We start from the raw sequence: 20,249 nt of genomic DNA, 5'->3' as shown, positions 1-20,249 counted from the left end.
CTTCGCTACTTGCTCAGATTGACGAGGAACAGGCTGATTTCCGGAATGTACGTAATCAGCATCAAATCTACACACAACAGGATCAGAAACGGAATGGCTGCCTTCTCAATTTCTGTATTCGACAGCTTGGCAATATTTCCCGCTACCAACAGATTAATTCCGACCGGAGGAGTCAACATGCCAATGGCCGAGTTGACGACCATGATAACGCCGAACAGGACGGGATCAATCCCCAGTGTGTGAATGATCGGCAACAGAATCGGGGTCAGGAGAATGATGGTCACTGCCGTCTCCATGAACGTACCGAGAATCAGGAGCAGTATATTGATAATCAACAGCGTAATGATCGTGCTATCCGTAATCCCCAGCATGAACTGCGCGATCTCCTGGGGAATGTTTTCTCTCGTCATCAAAAACCCGAACGCGTTGGCGGTCGCAATAATCAGCATGATGACAGCCGTCATGCTGGCTGCGCTGTTGAAAATTTCGCCCAGGTCCCGCCACTTGATTTCCCGGTAAACGAACAGGCCGACGACAAGCCCGTACACGACCGCCACGACCGCAGCTTCCGTCGATGTAAAGACGCCGCCGTAAATCCCGCCCAGAATAATGACTGGCATGAGAATCGCCAAAATCGCATCTTTGAACGCCTGCCAGATTTCTTTTGCCGAATGCTTTTCACCGCCGCCCCAGCCCTGCTTTTTGCTGACCCAGTACGCGTAGATGATGAGCGAGATCGCGACAAGAATGCCCGGGCCGATGCCCGCGATGAACAGATCGTTAATCGACGTGCTCGCTGCCACTCCGTACAGCACCATCGGCACGCTGGGAGGAATCATGACGCCAATCGTTCCGCCTGCTGCGTGCAGCGCCGAGGAAAAGCGCACATCGTACCCTTTTTTAACCATGTGCGGAATCAGAATGCCCCCTACAGCAGCCGTCGTCGCAGCCGACGAGCCCGAGATCGCGGCGAAAAAGGTGCACCCGAGAACCGCCACGATAGCCAGTCCGCCGGGCAAATTGCCGACGATCGTATTGGCAAAGCGAATCAGCCTTGCCGAGATCCCGCCCGTTTCCATCAGCTTGCCCGCCAGCAGAAAAAACGGAATCGCCATGAGCGGGAACGAATCAGTTCCGTTAAACATTTTTTGAATGACGACCAAAAGCGGAATATTACCTTCGACTATAAAGGCCACGACTACCGACAGCCCCAACGCAACCGCAATCGGGACGTTAATGATTAAAAGCACAAGCAGCGTCAAAAACAATATCGTGCCCACGATGGCTCACTCCTTCCCGGTAATGTCTTTCCATGTCACATGAATCACGTTCATGATGAGCAGAACACCGCTGATAGGTATCACCATGTAGACATAGCCCATGGGAATGAGCAGGGTGGGTGATTTTTGAACCATGCTTCTGGCAGACAGCAGATAGCCTTGCTGAACCATCACGAGAAAAAAGAAAAGGCTGCACAGAGCCGCCACGATCAACACGACCTTATTCATGAATGGCGACAAATGCTTTTGGATGTATTCGGTACCGATATGGGCCTTGATCGCCATGGCATAAGCGGAGCCGAGAAAAGTAATCCAGATCAAAAGATAGCGCGCCAGCTCCTCTGTCCAGGCCAGCGGCTGGTCAAGGAAAAAGCGGAAAAGGACTTGCAGGAAGACGGCGACGACCATAACGGCCAGCAAGGCAATAATGACTAGACGCAGAGCGCTGTTTAGTTTGGATATGAGATTGCTCACACAGTTTCTCCTTTCGTGGAAAAGGGGGGAGAAAAGCCGCCTGGCCCCTCTCCCTTTTGCCGTTTATTTCGTGTTGACGATTTCATCCACCAGCTCTTTGCCAAACTGGTCGGAAAACTTGTCGTACACAGGCTTCATGGCCTCGCGGAAAGCCTGCTTGTCGACGTCCTCTGTCACGACAACCCCTTTTGTCTTGAGGTTGGCAATCGCTTCTTCCTCCATCTTAATCATCAGCTCACGCTCGTACTGCCCGGCTTTTTTCGCTTCTTCCGCAATCAGTTGCTGAACGTCTGCGGGAAGTTTGTCCCACACCGGCTTGCTGAACAAAATCATCGCCGCGGAGTACACGTGCCCGGTCAGCGACATGTGCGTTTGCTTCGAATCGTACAGCTTGTAGGTCTGTGCGACGATCGCCGGATTTTCCTGCGCGTCTACCACTCCTTGCTGCAAAGCGGTCAACGCCTCTGTCCATGCCATCGGCGTGGGCTTGGCGCCCAGCGTCTCGAAGGCAGCGAGGTGAATCGGATTTTCCTGGGTACGAATCTTCATGCCGGAGACGTCCTCCGGCTTCTTGATGTCTTTCGTTCCGTTCGTGATGTGGCGGAAACCGTTTTCAGCCCAAGCCAGGCCAACGAGGTTGGCGCTTTCCAAGTTTTTCAGCATCTCTTCTCCGACTTTTCCATCGAGCACCTTGTACGCTTGCTCGCGGCTCTCAAACAGGAAAGGCAGGTCGAGCACGCCCAGCTTGGCATAAAAATTCGTGACAGGCGCGGTTGACGTAATCGACATATCTGCCGTTCCAAACGTCAGTGCCTCTGTCAGCTCCCGCTCGGCCCCGAGTTGGCTCAATGGATACACCTCGATTTTCACTTTTCCGTTCGAACGCTTGTCTACATCCTCGGCCATCTTTTTCAGCGCCAGATGGTACGGGTGGTCTTCGGTCAAGGAGTGCCCCGCCTTGAAGACATAGCTTTGCCCGTCGCTCGACGGCGCTCCCGTTTGCGCGGCTGGCTGTCCCCCGCCTTGTCCGGAAGGCTGGGCGGCCTGTTGACCGCCTCCGCCTCCGCATGCCGCCAGTAATAACGAAACAGACATGATGCCAGATAGCACGAAACTCCACTTCTTTCGAGACATATTGCAATACCCCCTATTTGTGTTTGTTTGTTTTTAATTTATTTAATAATATGAAAATTCCGCTCATTTGACTAGCTACTAGATTCCTCTTCCACCGTCCACATTCATGACCTCGCCCGTCACGATTTTCGACAGATCAGATGCCAGGTACAGGGCGGCTTGCGCGATATCCTCCGGCTGAATCAGCTCCCCCAGCGGAACGCTACTGATGAAAATATCTTTTTTCCCGGCTTCTACCTCTGCTTCGTCCCCGTTGATGAATTTGCCCAGCATCGGCGTCTCGGCCGGGCCCGGATTGATGACATTGACCCGGATGTGATGAGGGGCCAGCTCGATCGCCAAAGCCTTGCTCAGCATGATCGCCGCTCCTTTGGAGGCGCAGTAGGCGTTGAGGCCAGGCCGCGCGCGAATCCCGGCAATCGAGGCGATGTTGATGATGCTTCCTTTGTTTTTCGCTTTCATATGCGGAACCGCATGCCTGGTTGTCAAATAGATCGATTTGGTATTGACGGACATGATCCGATCCCATTGGGCGAGCGTCAGCTCCTCGATAGGGGTGAACGCCTGTGGCACTCCGGCGCAATTGACCAGCACATCGGGCGCTCCGTAGACATCGAGCGTTTCCCGGACGAGCGCGGCTACGCTCTCATCGTCAGCTACATCGGCTTGCACCGCGTGCCCGCTTCCTTCCGGCAATTCGGCGACCACCTGCAAAGCGGCTTCTTCGTTTAGATCAGCGAGGATGACATTGGCTCCTTCTGCGGCAAACAGCTTGGCGATCGCTTTTCCCATCCCTGACCCGGCACCTGTTACCAGCGCGGTTTTTCCTTGCAGCAGTTGTCCGTTCATAGATTAATCACCACCATTCTTTCGTCGGTCATTTCTTCTACGGCGTAGCGCGGGCCTTCCTTGCCCAGTCCGCTGTTTTTCACGCCGCCATACGGCATGACGTCGTTGCGGTAGGTCGAGACGTCGTTGATGACGACACCGCCGTATTCCAAGGTACGCGCCGCTTTCATCGCGACATTCAGATCGCGGGTGAAAATTCCCGCCTGCAAGCCGTACTCCGAATCGTTGGCCTGGGAAAAAGCGTCCTCCAGATCGCTGTACGGAATGATCGTCACGACAGGAGCAAACACTTCCCGGCACACGACCTTCATCTCCGGCTTCGTATTGACGAGCACCGCCGGATAGAAAAGAGCGCCTTCCCGTTTGACTGGCAAAAGCGACTGCGCCCCCTGGCTGATCGCTTCCTGCACCCATTCCTCCGTGCGTTTGGCTTCTTTTTCGCTAATCATCGGCCCTACGTCTGTTTCCGGGTCTTCCGGATTGCCTACTTTCAACTGCTTGACGTGCGCGATGTACAGCTCGCTGAACTTTTCCACCACGTCCTCGTGTACGTAAATGCGCTGCACGGCGATGCACGCCTGGCCTGCGTTATGAAAGCTGCGCGCGGCTGTCTGACGGGCCGCCAGCTCCAGGTCTGCATCGTGGTGTACGAGATTGGGCGAGTTGTTGCCAAGCTCCAGCGCCACCGGACGCATGCCGCTGCGCTCCTTGATATGGCGGCCCACCTCGCCCGACCCGGTGAAGGTGTACATGGCGATGCGTTCCTCATCCAGCAGCCATTCTCCCACCTCGCTGCCTGCGCCTGTCACGATGTTCACATACCCTTTGGGCAGGCCCGCTTCCTCCAATACGTCCAGCAAAAGGAAGGTCGCGATCGGCGTGACCGTCGCCGGCTTGACTACCAACGTATTTCCCGCGGCGAGCGCAGGAGCGATCTTGTGCGTGCTGAGCAAAAGCGGGTAGTTGAACGGAGTAATCGCTCCGATGACGCCTTTAGGTACGCGGATCGTAAAGCCCAGGCGATTTTCCGAGCCTTCCGTCGATTGCAGCGGAATCATTTCGCCGTGAATTTTTTTCGCTTCCTCCGCCGACAGGCGCAGCGTGTTGATCGTGCGGTCCAGCTCGTTCTGCGCGTCCTTGCGCGTTTTCCCCACCTCGCGAATCAGCGACAGCTCCATTTCCTCGCGGCGCTCCTCCATCAGCGCGGAAGCCTTCAGCAAAATTTGATAGCGCTGAAACGGCGTCAGCTTATCCTGCTTGAACGTCTGCCAGGCCGCTTCTACCGCCGTCGTGACGTGCTGCTGTTCGGCGCGGGCGATATGCGCGATGCACTCGCCGCTGTATTTGTGAAAAACGGGAATGTAGCTCTCTGTTTTGATCCATTCTCCGCCGATGTACAGGTCATACGTTTTTGGTTCCATGCTCCTTTTCCTCCTTTGTTTTTATCTGGTTGCCAGGTAGATGTGCCGGACAAGCTCGTCTCCCACTTCCTTTGTCGTCGCCTTGCCCCCGAGGTCAGGCGTCAGCACCTTGCCCTCCTGCAGCACTTGTTCGATCGCGTTCATAATGACGGCGCTTGCATCCGGCAAGTCGAGGTGGTCCATCATCATGCTGAGGCTCCACACCTGTGCGATCGGGTTGGCGATGCCTTTTCCGGCGATATCGGGCGCAGAGCCATGAATCGGCTCAAACATGGACGGGTATTTGCGCTCGGGATTGATGTTCGCAGACGGTGCCAGCCCCAAGCCGCCGACAATCGCTGCCCCAAGGTCTGTCAAAATGTCTCCGAACAGGTTGCTGGCGACCACGACGTCAAACGTCTCCGGGCGCGTGATAAAGTAAGCGGCCAATGCGTCGATATGATACAGGTTGGTCTGAATGTCTGGGTGCTCCCGGCTGATTTCCTTGACGATCTCATCCCAGAAAGGCATGGAATGGTTGATGCCGTTGGACTTGGTCGCCGCCGTCACGCTCTTTTTCGGCCGCTTTTCCGCCAGCGCGTACGCGTATTTGAGAATGCGCTCGGTGCCGTAGCGAGTAAATACGTTGTTTTGCACCGCCATCTCGTACGGCGTCCCCTGGTGCATCCGCCCGCCCATGTTGGAATACTCGCCCTCTGTATTTTCCCGGACGACGACGAAGTCGAGATCGGCGTGCCCTTTGTAGCGCAGCGGGCTCTCCAACCCTTTGAGCAGCTTGACAGGCCGCAGGTTCACATACTGCTGGAAGGCACGGCGAATCGGCAAAATCAGCTCCCACACCGACACGTGATCCGGTACTTCCGGCGCCCCGACAGCTCCCAGCAAGATCAGATCGTAGTCCTTCAATGTATGTAGTCCATTTTCCGGCATCATCCTGCCATGCGTGAGGTAGTACTGGCAGTTCCAGTCCATGACGTCACGGGTAAAGCGAATCCCGCCGTGCGCTTCTTCCAGCGCCGCCAAAACCTTCAAGCCTTCGTCCATCACCTCTGGACCAATACCGTCTCCCGGAATGACTGCAATCGAATAGTGAAGCAATCGACTCCCCCCTAAATGATCTAAATTTTTTGACTATATGCACCAGATAGTAAATGCACGTTTGATGCCAAGCAGGTGCAATCGCGTTAACGCGGTAAAACGCTTACATTTTGTCTCGACTGTCCACGCCGTCTCGATGCTTCCTCCCTCATAAAACAACAAAGTGTTGCAACACAACGTTGCAACACTTTGCTCACTCCAGACGATACTGTTTCATTTTCCGCCACAGTGTAGTTCGATCCATGCCCAATGCCTTTGCCGCAAGAGTCTTGTTGTATCTCGTCTGCTGCAGCGCGCTGGCAATTTGCTGCGCTTCGGGGTTCCGCTCTGCTTCGCTTGCTTCCGGCGGCACGGGCAGCCTGCCGTCGTGCCCTCCCTTTTGCCTCGCGAACAAAAAGCCTGCGTCCTCCTTGCCGATTCTTCCCCCTTTTGCCAGCAGCACCATCCGCTCGACGACATTTCTCAGCTCCCGCACATTGCCTGGCCACGAGTAACTCTGAAACAGCGGGTAGATGTCTTCATCGACTTCCTTGATCTTTTTCTCGTGCTGCTCGTTCATCTCGCGAATCATGCTCTCGACCAGCAGCGGAATGTCGCTCAGGCGCTCCCGCAACGGAGGGACATCGAGCCTGAGCATGTTGATGCGGTAGTAGAGATCGGCGCGAAACTGCTCCTTCTCGATCTCCTTGGCCAGCTCGCGATTCGTCGCCGCGACAATCCGTACATCGACGGGAATCACTTTTTCGCCGCCGACGCGACGCACGCGCCTCTCCTGCAGGACGCGCAGCAAGAGCACCTGAATGCGCAGCGGCATCTCCCCGATCTCGTCCAAAAACAGCGTGCCTCCGTGCGCCAGCTCGAACAAGCCCGGCTTGCCGCCCTTTTTCGCCCCTGTAAAAGCGCCATCCTCGTAGCCGAACAGCTCGCTCTCCAGAAGCCCCTCCGGGAGCGCCGCACAGTTCACCGCCAAAAACGGCCCGACAGCGCGTCCGCTTTCCAGGTGGATGCCTTGGGCAAACAGCTCCTTGCCCGTTCCCGATTCCCCTGTAATCAGCACGGTCGCGTTCGTTTTCGCAAACAGCGCCGCCTGCTCCTTCGTTTCGAGGATGGCAGGCGAGGAGCCGACGATGCTGTCCAGGCGGTATCTGGCTGACAGTCCGTTGTCGTGCAGCTTTTTGCGCAGCGTCATCTCCATCTTCTGAATGTCGATGATTTCCTTGAAGTTGGACACCGCCCCCACAACCTGATCCTTGACGATCACCGGAATGCGATTGATGACGATGGAACGGTCGCGCACCGTCGCGATTTCGCCCAGTTCCTCCCTGCCCGTCTTCAGCACGCGCAGCATGTCAGAGTGCGGGATGTAGTCCGTGATCGGTTTGCCCAGCACATCTCCTGACAGCCCCAGCAGCATTTTGGCATGCTCGTTGACCAGCGTAATCTGACTGTGCCGATCGACGGCGATCACCGCGTCATGGGCCGAGTTTACGACGGCTTCCATCTGATGCTTTTCGCGCAGCCGCTCCTTTGTGTAAGTGACCAGCGAGGCTGCCTGCTGCACCGCTTTGCGCAGGGTGGCGAGCGAAGGCTCGACGGGATGCCACTGCTGCGAGGCCGGGTGCAGCGCAAAAGCATGGCGGTTCCAGATCGGCACGAGATAGACGGCCTGCTCCTGCGGATACGCCAGCTCTTTTGCGCAGAGAAACGTGCAGTCTGGCTGCGGTTGCCCCTCTTCCAGAGCGTACTCCTGCTGCAACCAGCTTTTTTCTTTTTGCGTGGCGCACACCACGACGACCTTGTGGCCCCGCCCTTCCTCCGGAAGCGTTGCGATAGCCCGGCGCACGTCATTCATGTCTATCGACAGGCTGACGACGGGCAACGAGAGCGCCTCCAGCTCCTCGCTGTATTTTTCTGTAGTGATGGCGACAAACGGGTTCATCATCTGGTCGAGAATGGATTTGATCGAGTAAAAATATCCGATGTTTTGCCCGCTGTTTTCCAGCAGCGCGGTCATTTTCCGCTCCAGCTCCTTATCCAGCCTGTACAGGGCGATCATGGTTCCTCCTGGTTGACGGGCGCTGTCAGATGGTATTCCGCCATTTTGCGGTACAAGGTGTTTCGCCCGATTTGCAGCAGCTTGGCGGCCCGGCTCACATTGCCTCCGCTCGAATCAAGCGCCCGCTTGATCGCCACAAGCTCGGTTTCCCGCAAGGATGGGACCGCATGCACAGGCTCCGCCTCTCCGGTCAAGCCTTCAAGCTGGATGTGCTCCTCGCCAATCTCCCCGCCGTCGGACAAAAAGGCAGCCTGCACCAGCACGCCCTGCAACTCGCGAACGTTGCCCGGCCAGGAGTAGGCGGCGAGCTTTGCTTTTGCCTCCGGGAGCAAGACGTATGGCTGTCCCATGGCGATTTGCTGCATCAAATGTTCGGCCAGTTGGACGATGTCGCTTCGCTTGCGCAGCGGCGGCAGGTGGATGGAGACGCTTTTGAGCCGGTAGTACAAATCCGCCCGAAAACGCCCCGCCCTGATTTCCTCCGGCAAATTGCGGTGCGTGGCGGCGATGATCCGCGCATGAATCGGCCGCGACTGGTTGCTGCCTACAGGCGTGACGACCTTTTCCTGCAACACGCGCAGCAGAGCGGCCTGTCCGCGCAAAGACATGTCCCCGATCTCATCCAAAAAGATCGTCCCTTTCTTCGCCGCTTCAAACTTGCCGATTCTTCCTTCGCGATTGGCCCCGGTAAACGCCCCGCTTTCGTATCCGAACAATTCGCTTTCGATCAAATTTTCTGAAATTGCACTGCAGTTCACGGCGATAAAAGGCTCCTGCGCTCGCGGCCCTGTCTCGTGAACCATCTGTGCGAACAGCTCTTTTCCGGTGCCGCTCTCGCCGAGAATCAGCACGGGAAAATCAACCTGCGCCGCCTTTTGCCCGAGCATTTTCGCCTGCAAAAAGAGCGGGCACGATCCGGCGAGACGCGGAAACGGCTTGAGTGCAGGCATCGGCTTTTGGTTTGGGGCAGCCGCAGCGTTCCTGGAAGCACCGTCTGTTGCAGCTTGCGCCCCCCAGAAACGCTGGCGGTTATCCTGCACATCCCGTCCGGCGCGCTCCTGCTCCGGGGACAGCCGCGTTCCCAAAGCGTCTTTTCCCAGCCGCTGCTTGGCCAATTCGTTCAAGCCCACGATCCGCTCGTCCCTGTCGAGAGCTACGAGCGGCACTTTTCCCTGGCTGCTTTTCACGGCCGTGCTGCCGGGCAGGGCAATGACCCGCTCGGCGTTGGCATACAGAAAGCGATTTTGCAGGGCTTCCGCAATCATGCAGGCAATCGTCAAGGCAAACGGATGCGTGTACTCCTTGCGCGTGCTGATGTCGATGACGCCAAGCAGCTCGCCCGTCGGTGAAAAAATCGGCGCCGCCGAGCAGGAAAGAAAGCGGTTCTCCAAAAAGTAATGCTGGTCGCCCTGCACGGAGATCGGCTGCTGCGCGATCAGCGCCGTTCCTATCGCATTGGTTCCTTTGTAATCCTCCGTCCAGTTCGCCCCGATCTGCAGTTGCACCTTTTGCGCCTGATTGGCAAACACAGGGTCCCCGACGGTGTGAATGATATTGCCATCCCGATCCGACAGCAAAGCGATATGCTCTGTCGACAGCAAAAAAGGAGCAAGCTTGTTGAAGAGCGGGAGGCTTTCTTGAATCAGAGGGTGATTTTCCTGAATGATTTCTTTGATTCGTTTGCTGGAAATGATCTGGTCATTGGCTTTCTCCCAAGCTTTGAGGTTCGATTCCTGGCAGCGCTTCCAAGATTGCTGGACAATCGTTGACAACACTCTTCCCTCCCTCAAAAATCATTCTCTATCAGTATAGCATGATTGAGACTCCCACGGCTAAAGCCGCAAGCTGAAGCCTTTCGGTATCAGTGGGATTCTTGGGTGGATTCTTGGGTGGTAGTCGGAAGTACATTTCTGCTATCCGTAGTTCCCCCAAGTTCAGGGCTGTCTCATCAGCCCGTCCTAAGACAGTGCCTCTAGCATCTTAGGCTGACAGATTGTTACCATCTGTCACAGGTTGACGTATGATATTGATCGCTCCAACCCGATCACGATGCGTTTTGAATCCGCATGAACATTCGTATCTTCTGTCTTTCGCTTTATTCTTCTCCCCGCAGACAGGACAAGTTTGAGAAGTGTAGGCAGGATTGACCTCCACAACTTGTATGCCTACAAGGGTTGCTTTATTGGAGATGAATTGTTGAAGCTGATAGAACGTCCAACTATGCAGATTCTTGGCGTTTTTACGGCTTGTTCTTGCCGTCTTGCGAATATTCTCTAGTCGCTCAAGTTTGATGATCGACACGCCTTCCTGAATGACTGTATGGACGATGTGACGACTAGCTAGTGATATGGTTGATGGATTATACAAATAATTCATATTAAACAGAACATAAAACAAAATATAAGAAAATATTTACAAATTTACCAATAAGATATAATGTTGTTATATACCAAAAAATAAGAGTGATTGAACTGTGTTTAAGAAAAAATCAATTGCTATTTTATGCACATTAAGTCTACTGGCTATGTTGCCATCCCTTTCGTTTGCAAAAGAAGATTATAGTGAGTCACTGAAACTCCTTGGCGCCGAAGATCAAGAGGTCGTTGTAAACATCGCCGAAGAAGCCCAAGGCATGGTCACAAAAGAGCAAATCGAACAAATAGTAGAGCAAGCTGGAGATGCTAAAAGTATAACTATTCATAAAGTTGGTAAAAACACTGATGACAAAATAAAACCAATGTACCTATCTGATGTAGTTAAGCGGGTAGAAAGTTCCAATAACCCTACAGCAGCAGTGCAAATTATTTCTGTTCCAAAGGGAAGACAATTAAACTTACTACGACCCAAGCAAAGAAAGTAAATTCCTCAGCAAGAGTTAAAGCTAGTGTTTCTGTTGGGAATGGCCCAGCATCCGTCGGCGAAGAAGTAGAAAGCACTTTGACTACAGAGATATCGACAACATACACAACAGAAGAAACTTGGACTGGACCAGCCGAAAGTTCATCATATGTTTCAAGAATTTATTATTGGACAGGATTCTATGACAGAGGAACTTGGAAAGTAGATGAGATTAACTGGCTTACTGGAAAAGTAACTAATACGTATACTGGATCTTATACTGAACCTACCCATTATATTGAATGGTCTAGAGATTTCAAGTAATATACAATTATATGGAAGAGTAGCATAATGTTACTCTTCTTTAATTTTTTGTATAAATCCTTTTGCTTCTGTTTTGAATGAATGACTTGCTCTATACGAAGGAGGCTGTTTATGTCTAAGTTGCAAGGAGTTTTGTTGATCGTCTCGGCTTTTGTTGCTGGGTCTTTAACTTGGGCAATAATTTCTACGGCACAAACAAGTGAATCTCTACAGGACTACAGGGTCTTTTTTAGGGATGAGAACGGGAGTGGATTAGTCCACGTCACGACTACTGCTCAAGGTGACCTATGGATCTATAACGCAGGTGCTCAGGAGATCTACTACATAGATAATCCGAAAGAATCTAAACAGATTAACATCCTAAAGAAGAAAATCGAGCCCTAAGTATATAGAACAAATCATTCGGAATCCTGTACGCGATTCCGTTTTTTTCTTTATAGAAAAGCATATTCGGTTGGGAAAACTATTCATTCCGTCCCTTGTCCCCCCTTTTCTCCTATGAAGAATAGTAAGTTGATTGGTCCGGGACTAGTCAGTGGCGAAAGGACAAGAGTCTAACGTTAGCCTTTTTATATAGCGTTTACGAGAAAATGGACGGTTAGACAACGGCTTTACATGGATCGACTCGTTTGCCATAAGCTGCATGACTTGCCTCACTGGTTAGCTTAACGCATGGAACTACCTTTGTAGGTCATTCCGTTCTTTAGTCATTTGAAAGCGGAATTCAGCTCAGAAAAATCAGTTTATTTTTTTGCATTTAAAACAACATTAAAATTCAACAGAGCCAAATAAAAAGAAAAGCACTCGCACAGGTCCTGTGTGTTTGCCCTGCCCATCCTATGAGGGGTGTTCGGGCAAAGCCGTCTTTCCTCCCACGCTGAAAACCGTAGGCTTTCAATAGGCGATTACTGCGAAGCCTCGCGCAAAAAGCAGATATTTGTCAGATGCTCCCAAAATTATTGCAAACTGTCCCAAAACGGAACAATGCCTGCTCCATTTTGGAACATTTTTGGCGTGTTTCGTCTGCGAAAACGCTGTCATTTCAAGCCTTCCGGCGTTTGGTACAGGATTTGCTTTTAGAGAAGGTTGTAAAGAAAAAGGTGATATAAGAGGAGGCGCTCGCATGATCTATGCTCAACCCGGCCAAGCCGGATCCAAGGTGACTTTCAAGACTCGCTACGACAACTACATTGGTGGCAATTGGGTACCGCCAGTGAAGGGTGAATATTTTGAAAACGTCTCTCCTGTAAACGGCAAGGTCTTTTGCGAGGTTGCCCGTTCGACGGCAGAAGACATCGAGCTCGCACTGGACGCCGCCCACGAGGCAAAAGCTGCTTGGGGACGCACCTCGGTTACACAACGCTCCAACATCCTCCTGAAAATCGCAGACCGCATGGAAGCCAACCTGGAGCTTTTAGCGACTGCCGAGACATGGGAAAACGGCAAGCCCGTCCGCGAGACGCTGGCTGCTGACATTCCGCTCGCTATCGACCATTTCCGTTACTTCGCCGGAGCTATCCGCGCACAAGAAAGCTCTCTCGCTGAGATCGACAACGACACGGTTGCTTATCACTTCCATGAGCCGCTCGGAGTCGTCGGACAGATCATTCCGTGGAACTTCCCGCTCCTGATGGCGACGTGGAAGCTGGCCCCGGCCCTGGCCGCAGGAAACTGCGTCGTGCTCAAGCCTGCCGAGCAAACACCTGCTTCGATCATGGTGCTGATGGAGCTGATTGGCGACTTGCTGCCTCCAGGCGTCGTCAACGTCGTAAACGGCTTCGGTCTGGAAGCGGGTAAACCGCTGGCATCGAGCAACCGCATCGCCAAAATCGCCTTTACGGGTGAGACGACAACCGGACGTCTCATCATGCAATACGCTTCCCAAAACATCATTCCGGTGACGCTGGAGCTGGGCGGAAAATCTCCGAACATCTTCTTCCCGGATGTGTGTGCAAAAGACGACGCGTTCCTCAACAAAGCCATCGAAGGCTTCGTGCTGTTTGCGCTCAACCAGGGCGAGGTTTGCACGTGCCCGTCCCGCGCCCTCATTCACGAAAGCATTTACGATCAATTCATGGAGCGCGCCCTGAAACGCGTTGCCAGCATCAAGCAGGGCAACCCGCTCGATACAGAAACAATGATCGGCGCCCAAGCTTCCCTGGAGCAAGTGGAAAAAATTCTCTCCTACCTCGACATCGGCAAGCAGGAAGGCGCAGATTGCCTGATCGGCGGCGCGCGTGCGCAGCTTGAGGGCGATCTCGAAGGCGGCTACTACATCCAGCCGACCGTGTTCAAGGGCCACAACAAAATGCGCATCTTCCAGGAAGAAATCTTTGGTCCGGTAGTCTCCGTGACGACCTTCAAAGACACGGAAGAAGCGCTCTCCATCGCCAACGACACCTTGTACGGTCTCGGCTCCGGCGTATGGACACGCGATATGAACACTGCCTACCGCATGGGCCGCGAAATCCAGGCTGGCCGCGTATGGACCAACTGCTACCACGCTTACCCTGCGCACGCTGCGTTCGGCGGATACAAAATGTCCGGTATCGGTCGCGAAACACACAAAATGATGCTCTCTCACTATCAGCAAACCAAAAACCTGCTGGTCAGCTACAGCGACCAGGCACTGGGCTTCTTTTGATCGATGAGCCAGCCTGAGAAAGTGCTCGCTACCGATGCTGCCCTGCAGTTGATCGAACGGCTGCGCGCCAAGCATGGCGACTTGATGTTTCACCAGTCAGGGGGCTGCTGCGACGGCAGCTCTCCCATGTGCTACCCGCTCGGCGAGTTTCTCGTCGGCGATCAGGATGTGCTCTTGGGTGAGATCGGCGGCTGCCCGTTTTACATGGGCAAAGCACAGTACGAGTATTGGAAGCATACCCAGCTCATTATTGATGTAGTCGAAGGCCGCGGCGGCATGTTCTCGCTTGAGGGGCCAGAAGGAGTGCGCTTCCTTACGCGTTCGCGCGTCTTTCCTGACAGCTAAATGCACAACAAAAGACCGTTCCTGCCTGTCTCACGGCCGGAACGGTCTTTCTTTTTCCCCGCTTTGCTTCACTCAGCGCTTCTTGGCCCTTCGAGCGGTGCTGCCGCGTTTTACTGGCGCCGGGCCTGGCCGTTTTCCTGATGTTTTTTTGCCTTCAAAACGTGCGCTTCCGCCTGCTGCCCGCTCGCTGCTCTGCCCTTGTTTCGTCGCACGCCCTGCTTTGCGCTGGTCATCCCGATCCGGTTTGGTCATGCGAGCGCCTTGCTGCTGGCGATCGTCACCGTGCCGCCCGCGTTTTCCGTTCCCTCGCTTCCCTTGGCTGGCCTGTTGCTTAGTCTCAGCTTTGGCTGGTCTGCTCGCACGATGCTCGTCCTCAGCCCGGGCTTGCCTGCCACTACGATGCTCGTCCCCAGCTCGGGCTGGTTTGCCGCCACGATCCCCGTCCCCAGCTCTGGCCGACCTGCCCCCGCGATGCTCGCCTCTGCCTGCGCTCTCCTGCCCCTTATGCTGCTTCTTTTGCTGCCTCTTTTGCTGCTTACGCTCCTCGTGCTCCCCGAAATCCGCCGTCCGCTCACTCGCACGCCGCTCCAAAGTCTTGGCGATCCCTTTTTCAATCTCTGCGAGCTGCGCCCGATCCTTCGCCGCCACCAATGTGTAGGCCACGCCCTTCTCCTTGGCCCGGCCCGTTCTGCCGATGCGGTGAATATAGCTGTCTACGTCCTCTGGGATGTCGTAGTTGAATACGTGTGTGACTCCCTCGACGTCAAGTCCGCGAGCCGCCACGTCCGTTGCGACGAGAAACTGGATTCTGGCTTCGCGGAAACGCTTCATCACGTCCTCGCGCTTCGCTTGTGACAAATCGCCGTGCAGTTCGTCAGAAATATAGCCGAACCCTTGCAGTGCGGCGTTCAGCGTGCTTGCCCTGCGCTTGGTCCGGCAAAAGATCACTGCCAAAAACGGGCGTTCCTCGTCAAGCAAGCTGCGCAAGGTAGACTGCTTCGCCCGGTCCGTTGTCTCCACGACGATCTGCCGGATATCCTCCAGCGTGATCCGCTTGCCTTGCACGTGAATATCCTCCGGGTTTTGCATGAACCGCTTGGCCAGCGCACGCACCTGTGGCGTCATCGTCGCGGAAAACAGCATGGTTTGCCGATCAGCAGGCGTCTGCGCGAGAATGTCCTCCACCTCGGGCAAAAAGCCCATGTGCAGCATCTGGTCCGCCTCATCCAGCACGAGCATGGAAACGGTCGACAAATCAATCGTTCCTCTTCTTATATGGTCCAGCAACCTGCCGGGAGTAGCGATCACGACCTGTTTTTTGCCCGCCAGCTTGCGCAGTTGCCGATCGACGTCTTGTCCGCCATATACGGCAAGCACATGCACCTCGTCCACGGCCGCCGTCAGCTTTTGCACCTCTGCCGTAATTTGCAGCGCAAGCTCCCGCGTAGGCGTGAGGATCAGCGCCTGAACGTCGTTTGTCTCGGGATCGACTTTCTCCAAAATCGGCAGGAGAAAAGCAAGCGTTTTGCCCGTCCCCGTCTGTGCCTGGGAAATCGCATCTTTGCCTGTCATGAGGACAGGAATTGCTTTTTCCTGGATCGGAGTCGGTTCCGCAATCCCGTTCGCCTGCAGAGCGTCTATCCATTCTTTTCGTATGCCCAATCTCAAAAAATCAGCCAGTTTCGCCATCTCCATTCATTACGTATCCAAAACCATACAGGATTATTTCGTACAAACCGCCATCCCGATAAAATAACGCACGCCGTCACGAGGCTTTTCAAACGTCGGCCCTCGCTGGTAGTAAATCTCCACCTGCGAAAACCGGACGAACAGCTCCTCAAACTCGGCGGGGGTCAATTGATGCACATGAAAAGGCTCGCTCGTCTGCATGCCTCTCCCTCTGCCAAACGGACTGGACAAGACCAGCGTTCCGCCCGGCTTCAGCATGCGGTACAGGTTGTTCATGAACAGCAGGTCGTCGGCGACGTGCTCAATCGTTTCAAAGCTCAAAATGGTATCAAACAAGCCCAGCTTCTCCGGGAGCAACGGATCGAGGGCATCGCCCTTTTGATACGTAATCTTTTGATGATGGTATTCCCGCTTCGCATAAGTGATCGTGTCGTCATCGTTGTCGACGCCGATCAGCTCGGTCAGCTCCCGCTTTCGATCCTTTGCCACCATGTGGCAGCCGTAACCCGTACCGCAGGCGATATCGAGCACTCTACCTTTGATATACGGCGTGGCAAAATAATAGCGGGCAATATGTTCCAGCAGCATGCCATTCGTCGGCTTCAGCAGCTTGGGGATAATCCTCTCCCCGGTCCATTCCAGCAAGGCCATCACCATTTTCTCGTTTTGACTTCCTCACATCTTACCTTATTTTCGGGCCAGATCCTATCTCGGGCGTATATTAAGAAATTTGTAAGAGATTTCTATGCTGTTTTGTCAAACCTGGGCGTTAAGATAGAACCATGAATGCATTCACAAGGTGGGAAAACAATGACGACTTATCACGTCCTCGTAGTCGACGACGAGGAAGAGATCCGAGACGCAATCGAAATTTACTTGAAAAACGAATCGTTAGTCGTGCATAAAGCAAGCAATGGCGTGGAAGCATTGGACGTTTTGGAGCGGGAAGAAATTCACCTCATTATTTTGGACATCATGATGCCGCAAATGGACGGGATTACGGCTACGTTTAAAATCCGCCAGGACAAAAACATCCCGATCATCATGCTTTCTGCCAAATCGGAGGATACGGACAAAATTTTGGGCTTGAACATCGGAGCCGACGACTATGTGACCAAGCCTTTTCATCCGCTGGAGCTGGTGGCCCGGGTCAAATCCCAACTGCGGCGCTACACCAACCTCGGCAACTACAAAACGACCGAGGATGAAATCCAGGTCCGCGGCTTGTCGTTGAACAAAAGCACGAAAACCGTCACTGTCGACGGCAACGAGGTGCGGCTGACAGCTACGGAGTACAAAATTTTGGAGCTGTTGATGGAAAACAAGGGCCGGGTCTTTTCCATCGAGGAAATTTACGAGCGCGTCTGGCGCGAACCGTATTTGAACGCGGAAAACACCGTTGCCGTCCACGTCCGACGCATTCGGGAAAAGATCGAGATCAACCCGAAGGAACCGAAATATTTGAAGGTGGTATGGGGAATTGGATACAAAATCGAAAAATAGCCGCTTTACGCTGCCTGCCCTGTTCGCCCTGGTAGTCAGCCTCTCGCTGCTGATGCTGACCGCAGCAGACGTTTACCAAAACCGCGAGTATTTGCAAAAAGACTCCTACTTCCAGAGCGAGAACTTCAACAGCGAAGTCAGGCTGTTCGTAGAGCTGGTGAAAGATGTTCATGTAGACTTCGCCGGCTACGAGCGCAAAACACCGGAAGAAAAGCTGGGCAAAGCGACAGTGGAGCAATTCCAGCGCGAGCGCGAGGATGCCTTGCGGGAAGTCAGGGAAAGACTGGAAAGTGAATACGCCCACGAGATCGAGAACGCCAGAAACGCCTCCGATACGAAGGAGCTTGACAGGCTCGCGACTGAACAAGCAGCCAGGCTGAAAAAGGCGCTCGAGAAAGAAACGGCCAACTGGGATCGACAGTTCCAACAGATGGTCGCGGAAAAGGACGCCGAGTACGAAGAGCGAAAAAACAGCCTTGCGCTGCGAACCGGCTCATTCAAATACTATGTCAGAGACAACAAGACGGGCAAAGTGTACACCAACATGTCCCACGAGCCTTCCGAAACAGAAGTGAGTAAAAACGCCCGCTATGCAATTCGTTTTCCGGAAAACTCCTATCAGAAATACGGAGAGTTTGCCGATATCAACCGTACTTATCAATTGAGTCAATGGAGCGGAATCTTTTACGTTCCGAAAAGCCCGGAAGGCTACAGCCAGATTCATGCCGATGCCGTCTATTTCGATTCCAAACGGGAGCGGCTGCTCGGAGAATGCGCCCTGCTCACGGTGACGCTGCTCGTGACTGCGCTGCTGCTCTGGTATTTGAAGCTAAGCCGCGCCGCCGCACAGCCGATTGTCGTCAAAAGCCTGGCACTGTTCCGGCGCATCCCGCTCGATATTCGGATTATCATGCTGCTCCCGATTGGGGTCGCGTACCTGGCTCTGATTTTCAATTTGCGCTTTTTCTTTTTCTTCTTGCCGATTGACGCCGAGCATTTCTTTACACTCGGGATCATCTCCCTGTTCACTGCCTATTTGCTGCTACAAGCTCTGGAAGCATGGCATATGTACCTGCACCCGGGATCGCTTCGCGAGCAATGGCAAAGAAGCTTGTTCGTCCGGCAAAAAGTGCTCTTGCGGGAAAGCTACACCAACCGAAGCCTGTTTTTCAAAGTCTCCCTGCTGTTCATTTTGACCGTTGGCTTTGGCATGAGCGTAGCGCTCGGCTTGGTCGCCATGGTAAAGGCCTCTGAGGAATTGTTCTCCCTCTCTTTTTTATACGGCTTGTTCTACCTGGCAACCGTCGTCCCTTACGTCCTGCGTCGCCTGGGGCTCATGAACCGCATCATGCTGGGAGCCTCCGAGATGTCAGCCGGAAATTTGGATGCAACGATTGAAAAGATTCGTAAAGGAAACCTCTCCAATCTCGCTCACTCGCTCAACAACATCAAGCTCGGATTAAAGAGTGCGATGGAGGAACAAATGAAGAGTGAGCGCATGAAATCGGAGCTGATTACCAATGTATCGCACGATTTGAAAACGCCGCTCACCTCGATTATCAACTATGTCGATCTGCTTAAACGGGAAAACCTGACAGCAGACGAGATCAAAAGCTATGTCGATGTATTGGACCGCAAAACGGCCCGCTTGCGGGTGCTCATCGACGACCTGTTTGACGCGGCGAAAATGTCCAGCGGAGCTGTAGAGCTGCACATCGAGCAGGTGAACGTAGCATCCCTGCTCAACCAGGCCATCGCGGAGTTCAGCGAAAAGATCGAGCAGTCGTCCCTCACCTTCCGCGTCAACGTCGAGCAGCCGAAAATCGTGGCACCGCTTGACGGGAAAAAGACGTGGCGCGTCTTCGAGAATTTGATTGGCAACGCCTTGAAATACTCCTTGCCCAACACGCGTGTCCTGATCGATCTGTACGAAAAGCCGGGAGAAGTCATCATGACGATCAAAAACGTCTCTGCCTACGAAATCGACTTCGACGCCCAAGAGCTTTTCGAGCGGTTCAAGCGTGCCGACCAATCGCGCAACACCGAAGGCTCCGGCCTCGGACTCGCGATTGCGAAAAGCATCGTCGAGCTGCAAGGCGGCCGCCTCTCCATCGAAATTGACGGCGATTACTTCAAGGTGATGGTCGTGTTTCGCAAAAACGCCTAGTGCCTGCCTGCCTTTTGTCGGGACCCTGTCGTCCCCAGCGCTGCACTGGCAAACCCGCATGCGAAGCATTGCCCGAAAATGACGAAAAGCCAATGCCCATTTGTTCGGGCACTGGCTTTTTTGATTTGCTCCTGCACTTTTAACGCTACTAGATGGCGAAATTTCGCTCAAACAACGACCGCAGAGCCGTTGCCGCCTCCTGTTCGTCGACGCCCTCCACCTCAAACGTCATCTCGTCCCCGGTCTTCACGCCCAGCGCCATGACGCTGAGAATGCTTTTGCCATTGGCCTGCTTGTCGTTGTAGATCATTTTGACTGACGAGCGGTATTGGTTGAGCAGGTTTACCAGGACAGAAGCCGGACGGGCATGAAGGCCGCCACTTACGGTAATTTCGACGCTAAAACGGACCATTGCACTCCTCCTTTT

General features: G+C 53.8%; 17 protein-coding genes and 1 pseudogene. 6 read left to right on the top strand and 12 right to left on the bottom strand.

Going from position 1 to position 20,249, the window contains the following annotated elements; all coding sequences use genetic code 11:
* Nucleotides 1-5: 5 nt before the first annotated feature.
* From BA6348_RS04225 to BA6348_RS04185, 9 genes and pseudogenes are all read right to left on the bottom strand, one after another.
* On the bottom strand, nt 6-1,280 hold the full coding sequence (locus BA6348_RS04225; protein ID WP_005835148.1) for a TRAP transporter large permease: 1,275 nt from the start codon (nt 1,278-1,280) through the stop codon (nt 6-8).
* Nucleotides 1,281-1,286: 6 nt separating this feature from the next.
* Entirely contained in the window at nt 1,287-1,754 is a 468-nt protein-coding gene (locus tag BA6348_RS04220; protein WP_005835149.1) for a TRAP transporter small permease, read from the bottom strand.
* Between the two features lie 63 nt (nt 1,755-1,817).
* A complete protein-coding gene (locus BA6348_RS04215; protein WP_122952852.1) occupies nt 1,818-2,888 on the bottom strand; it encodes a TRAP transporter substrate-binding protein in 1,071 nt (356 codons plus the stop codon).
* 78 nt (nt 2,889-2,966) lie between these two features.
* On the bottom strand, nt 2,967-3,737 hold the full coding sequence (locus BA6348_RS04210) for an SDR family oxidoreductase (RefSeq protein WP_005835152.1): 771 nt from the start codon (nt 3,735-3,737) through the stop codon (nt 2,967-2,969).
* A complete protein-coding gene (locus BA6348_RS04205; RefSeq protein ID WP_122952851.1) occupies nt 3,734-5,158 on the bottom strand; it encodes an aldehyde dehydrogenase family protein in 1,425 nt (474 codons plus the stop codon). The genes BA6348_RS04210 and BA6348_RS04205 overlap by 4 nt, the downstream gene beginning before the upstream one ends.
* Nucleotides 5,159-5,179: 21 nt before the next feature.
* On the bottom strand, nt 5,180-6,256 hold the full coding sequence (locus BA6348_RS04200) for a tartrate dehydrogenase (RefSeq protein ID WP_007779288.1): 1,077 nt from the start codon (nt 6,254-6,256) through the stop codon (nt 5,180-5,182).
* Between the two features lie 193 nt (nt 6,257-6,449).
* A complete protein-coding gene (locus BA6348_RS04195; protein ID WP_122952850.1) occupies nt 6,450-8,312 on the bottom strand; it encodes a sigma-54 interaction domain-containing protein in 1,863 nt (620 codons plus the stop codon).
* Nucleotides 8,309-10,084 (bottom strand): sigma-54-dependent Fis family transcriptional regulator, encoded by a 1,776-nt coding sequence (locus BA6348_RS04190; protein WP_026557607.1) that lies wholly within the window; start codon nt 10,082-10,084, stop codon nt 8,309-8,311. Before BA6348_RS04190 ends, BA6348_RS04195 begins: the two co-directional genes overlap by 4 nt.
* Nucleotides 10,085-10,292: 208 nt before the next feature.
* Nucleotides 10,293-10,649: pseudogene (locus BA6348_RS04185) on the bottom strand (RNA-guided endonuclease TnpB family protein); the annotation flags it as partial.
* A 136-nt stretch (nt 10,650-10,785) separates the two neighbouring features.
* On the opposite strand from BA6348_RS04185, the gene BA6348_RS04180 reads away from it, so the two are divergent.
* The 4 genes from BA6348_RS04180 to BA6348_RS04165 all read left to right on the top strand — a co-directional run bounded on the left by BA6348_RS04180 (nt 10,786) and on the right by BA6348_RS04165 (nt 14,463).
* The gene (locus tag BA6348_RS04180) at nt 10,786-11,172 is read left to right on the top strand and encodes a hypothetical protein (protein WP_005835158.1); all 387 of its coding nucleotides are present in this window, start codon (nt 10,786-10,788) and stop codon (nt 11,170-11,172) included.
* A gap of 413 nt (nt 11,173-11,585) precedes the next feature.
* Nucleotides 11,586-11,858: a hypothetical protein gene (locus BA6348_RS04175; RefSeq protein WP_005835159.1), complete on the top strand. Its 273-nt coding sequence runs from the start codon at nt 11,586-11,588 to the stop codon at nt 11,856-11,858.
* Nucleotides 11,859-12,597: 739 nt separating this feature from the next.
* Nucleotides 12,598-14,118: an aldehyde dehydrogenase gene (adh, locus tag BA6348_RS04170; protein ID WP_007779273.1), complete on the top strand. Its 1,521-nt coding sequence runs from the start codon at nt 12,598-12,600 to the stop codon at nt 14,116-14,118.
* A 3-nt stretch (nt 14,119-14,121) separates the two neighbouring features.
* Nucleotides 14,122-14,463, top strand: a complete 342-nt coding sequence (locus BA6348_RS04165; RefSeq protein ID WP_005835162.1) for a DUF779 domain-containing protein — start codon at nt 14,122-14,124, stop codon at nt 14,461-14,463.
* 72 nt (nt 14,464-14,535) lie between these two features.
* Here BA6348_RS04165 and BA6348_RS04160 read toward each other — a convergent pair whose 3' ends face one another.
* Complete coding sequence (locus tag BA6348_RS04160; RefSeq protein ID WP_122952849.1) at nt 14,536-16,158, bottom strand: DEAD/DEAH box helicase; 1,623 nt, start codon at nt 16,156-16,158, stop codon at nt 14,536-14,538.
* A 27-nt stretch (nt 16,159-16,185) separates the two neighbouring features.
* A complete protein-coding gene (locus BA6348_RS04155) occupies nt 16,186-16,809 on the bottom strand; it encodes a class I SAM-dependent methyltransferase (protein WP_005835165.1) in 624 nt (207 codons plus the stop codon).
* A 153-nt stretch (nt 16,810-16,962) separates the two neighbouring features.
* Between BA6348_RS04155 and BA6348_RS04150 the strand changes: the two genes are divergently transcribed.
* Together BA6348_RS04150 and BA6348_RS04145 are read left to right on the top strand one after the other, a co-directional pair.
* The gene (locus BA6348_RS04150) at nt 16,963-17,655 is read left to right on the top strand and encodes a response regulator transcription factor (protein ID WP_005835167.1); all 693 of its coding nucleotides are present in this window, start codon (nt 16,963-16,965) and stop codon (nt 17,653-17,655) included.
* The gene (locus BA6348_RS04145; protein WP_007778412.1) at nt 17,633-19,822 is read left to right on the top strand and encodes a sensor histidine kinase; all 2,190 of its coding nucleotides are present in this window, start codon (nt 17,633-17,635) and stop codon (nt 19,820-19,822) included. Before BA6348_RS04150 ends, BA6348_RS04145 begins: the two co-directional genes overlap by 23 nt.
* A gap of 148 nt (nt 19,823-19,970) precedes the next feature.
* Here BA6348_RS04145 and BA6348_RS04140 read toward each other — a convergent pair whose 3' ends face one another.
* Entirely contained in the window at nt 19,971-20,234 is a 264-nt protein-coding gene (locus BA6348_RS04140; RefSeq protein ID WP_005835170.1) for an HPr family phosphocarrier protein, read from the bottom strand.
* Nucleotides 20,235-20,249 lie beyond the last annotated feature (15 nt).

Source organism: Brevibacillus agri, assembly GCF_004117055.1.
In the GTDB taxonomy this organism is placed as follows: domain Bacteria; phylum Bacillota; class Bacilli; order Brevibacillales; family Brevibacillaceae; genus Brevibacillus; species Brevibacillus agri.
This window is presented reverse-complemented; position numbering and strand designations above follow the sequence as displayed.

Bases quoted from the DNA above. Each gene is read 5' to 3' on its own strand.
- BA6348_RS04155 (WP_005835165.1), bottom strand. From the start codon at position 16,809: ATGGTGATGGCCTTGCTGGAATGGACCGGGGAGAGGATTATCCCCAAG.
- BA6348_RS04210 (WP_005835152.1), bottom strand. From the start codon at position 3,737: ATGAACGGACAACTGCTGCAAGGAAAAACCGCGCTGGTAACAGGTGCC.
- BA6348_RS04150 (WP_005835167.1), top strand. From the start codon at position 16,963: ATGACGACTTATCACGTCCTCGTAGTCGACGACGAGGAAGAGATCCGA.
- BA6348_RS04215 (WP_122952852.1), bottom strand. From the start codon at position 2,888: ATGTCTCGAAAGAAGTGGAGTTTCGTGCTATCTGGCATCATGTCTGTT.
- adh (WP_007779273.1), top strand. From the start codon at position 12,598: ATGATCTATGCTCAACCCGGCCAAGCCGGATCCAAGGTGACTTTCAAG.
- BA6348_RS04195 (WP_122952850.1), bottom strand. From the start codon at position 8,312: ATGATCGCCCTGTACAGGCTGGATAAGGAGCTGGAGCGGAAAATGACC.
- BA6348_RS04175 (WP_005835159.1), top strand. From the start codon at position 11,586: ATGTCTAAGTTGCAAGGAGTTTTGTTGATCGTCTCGGCTTTTGTTGCT.
- BA6348_RS04160 (WP_122952849.1), bottom strand. From the start codon at position 16,158: ATGGAGATGGCGAAACTGGCTGATTTTTTGAGATTGGGCATACGAAAA.
- BA6348_RS04205 (WP_122952851.1), bottom strand. From the start codon at position 5,158: ATGGAACCAAAAACGTATGACCTGTACATCGGCGGAGAATGGATCAAA.
- BA6348_RS04140 (WP_005835170.1), bottom strand. From the start codon at position 20,234: ATGGTCCGTTTTAGCGTCGAAATTACCGTAAGTGGCGGCCTTCATGCC.
- BA6348_RS04165 (WP_005835162.1), top strand. From the start codon at position 14,122: ATGAGCCAGCCTGAGAAAGTGCTCGCTACCGATGCTGCCCTGCAGTTG.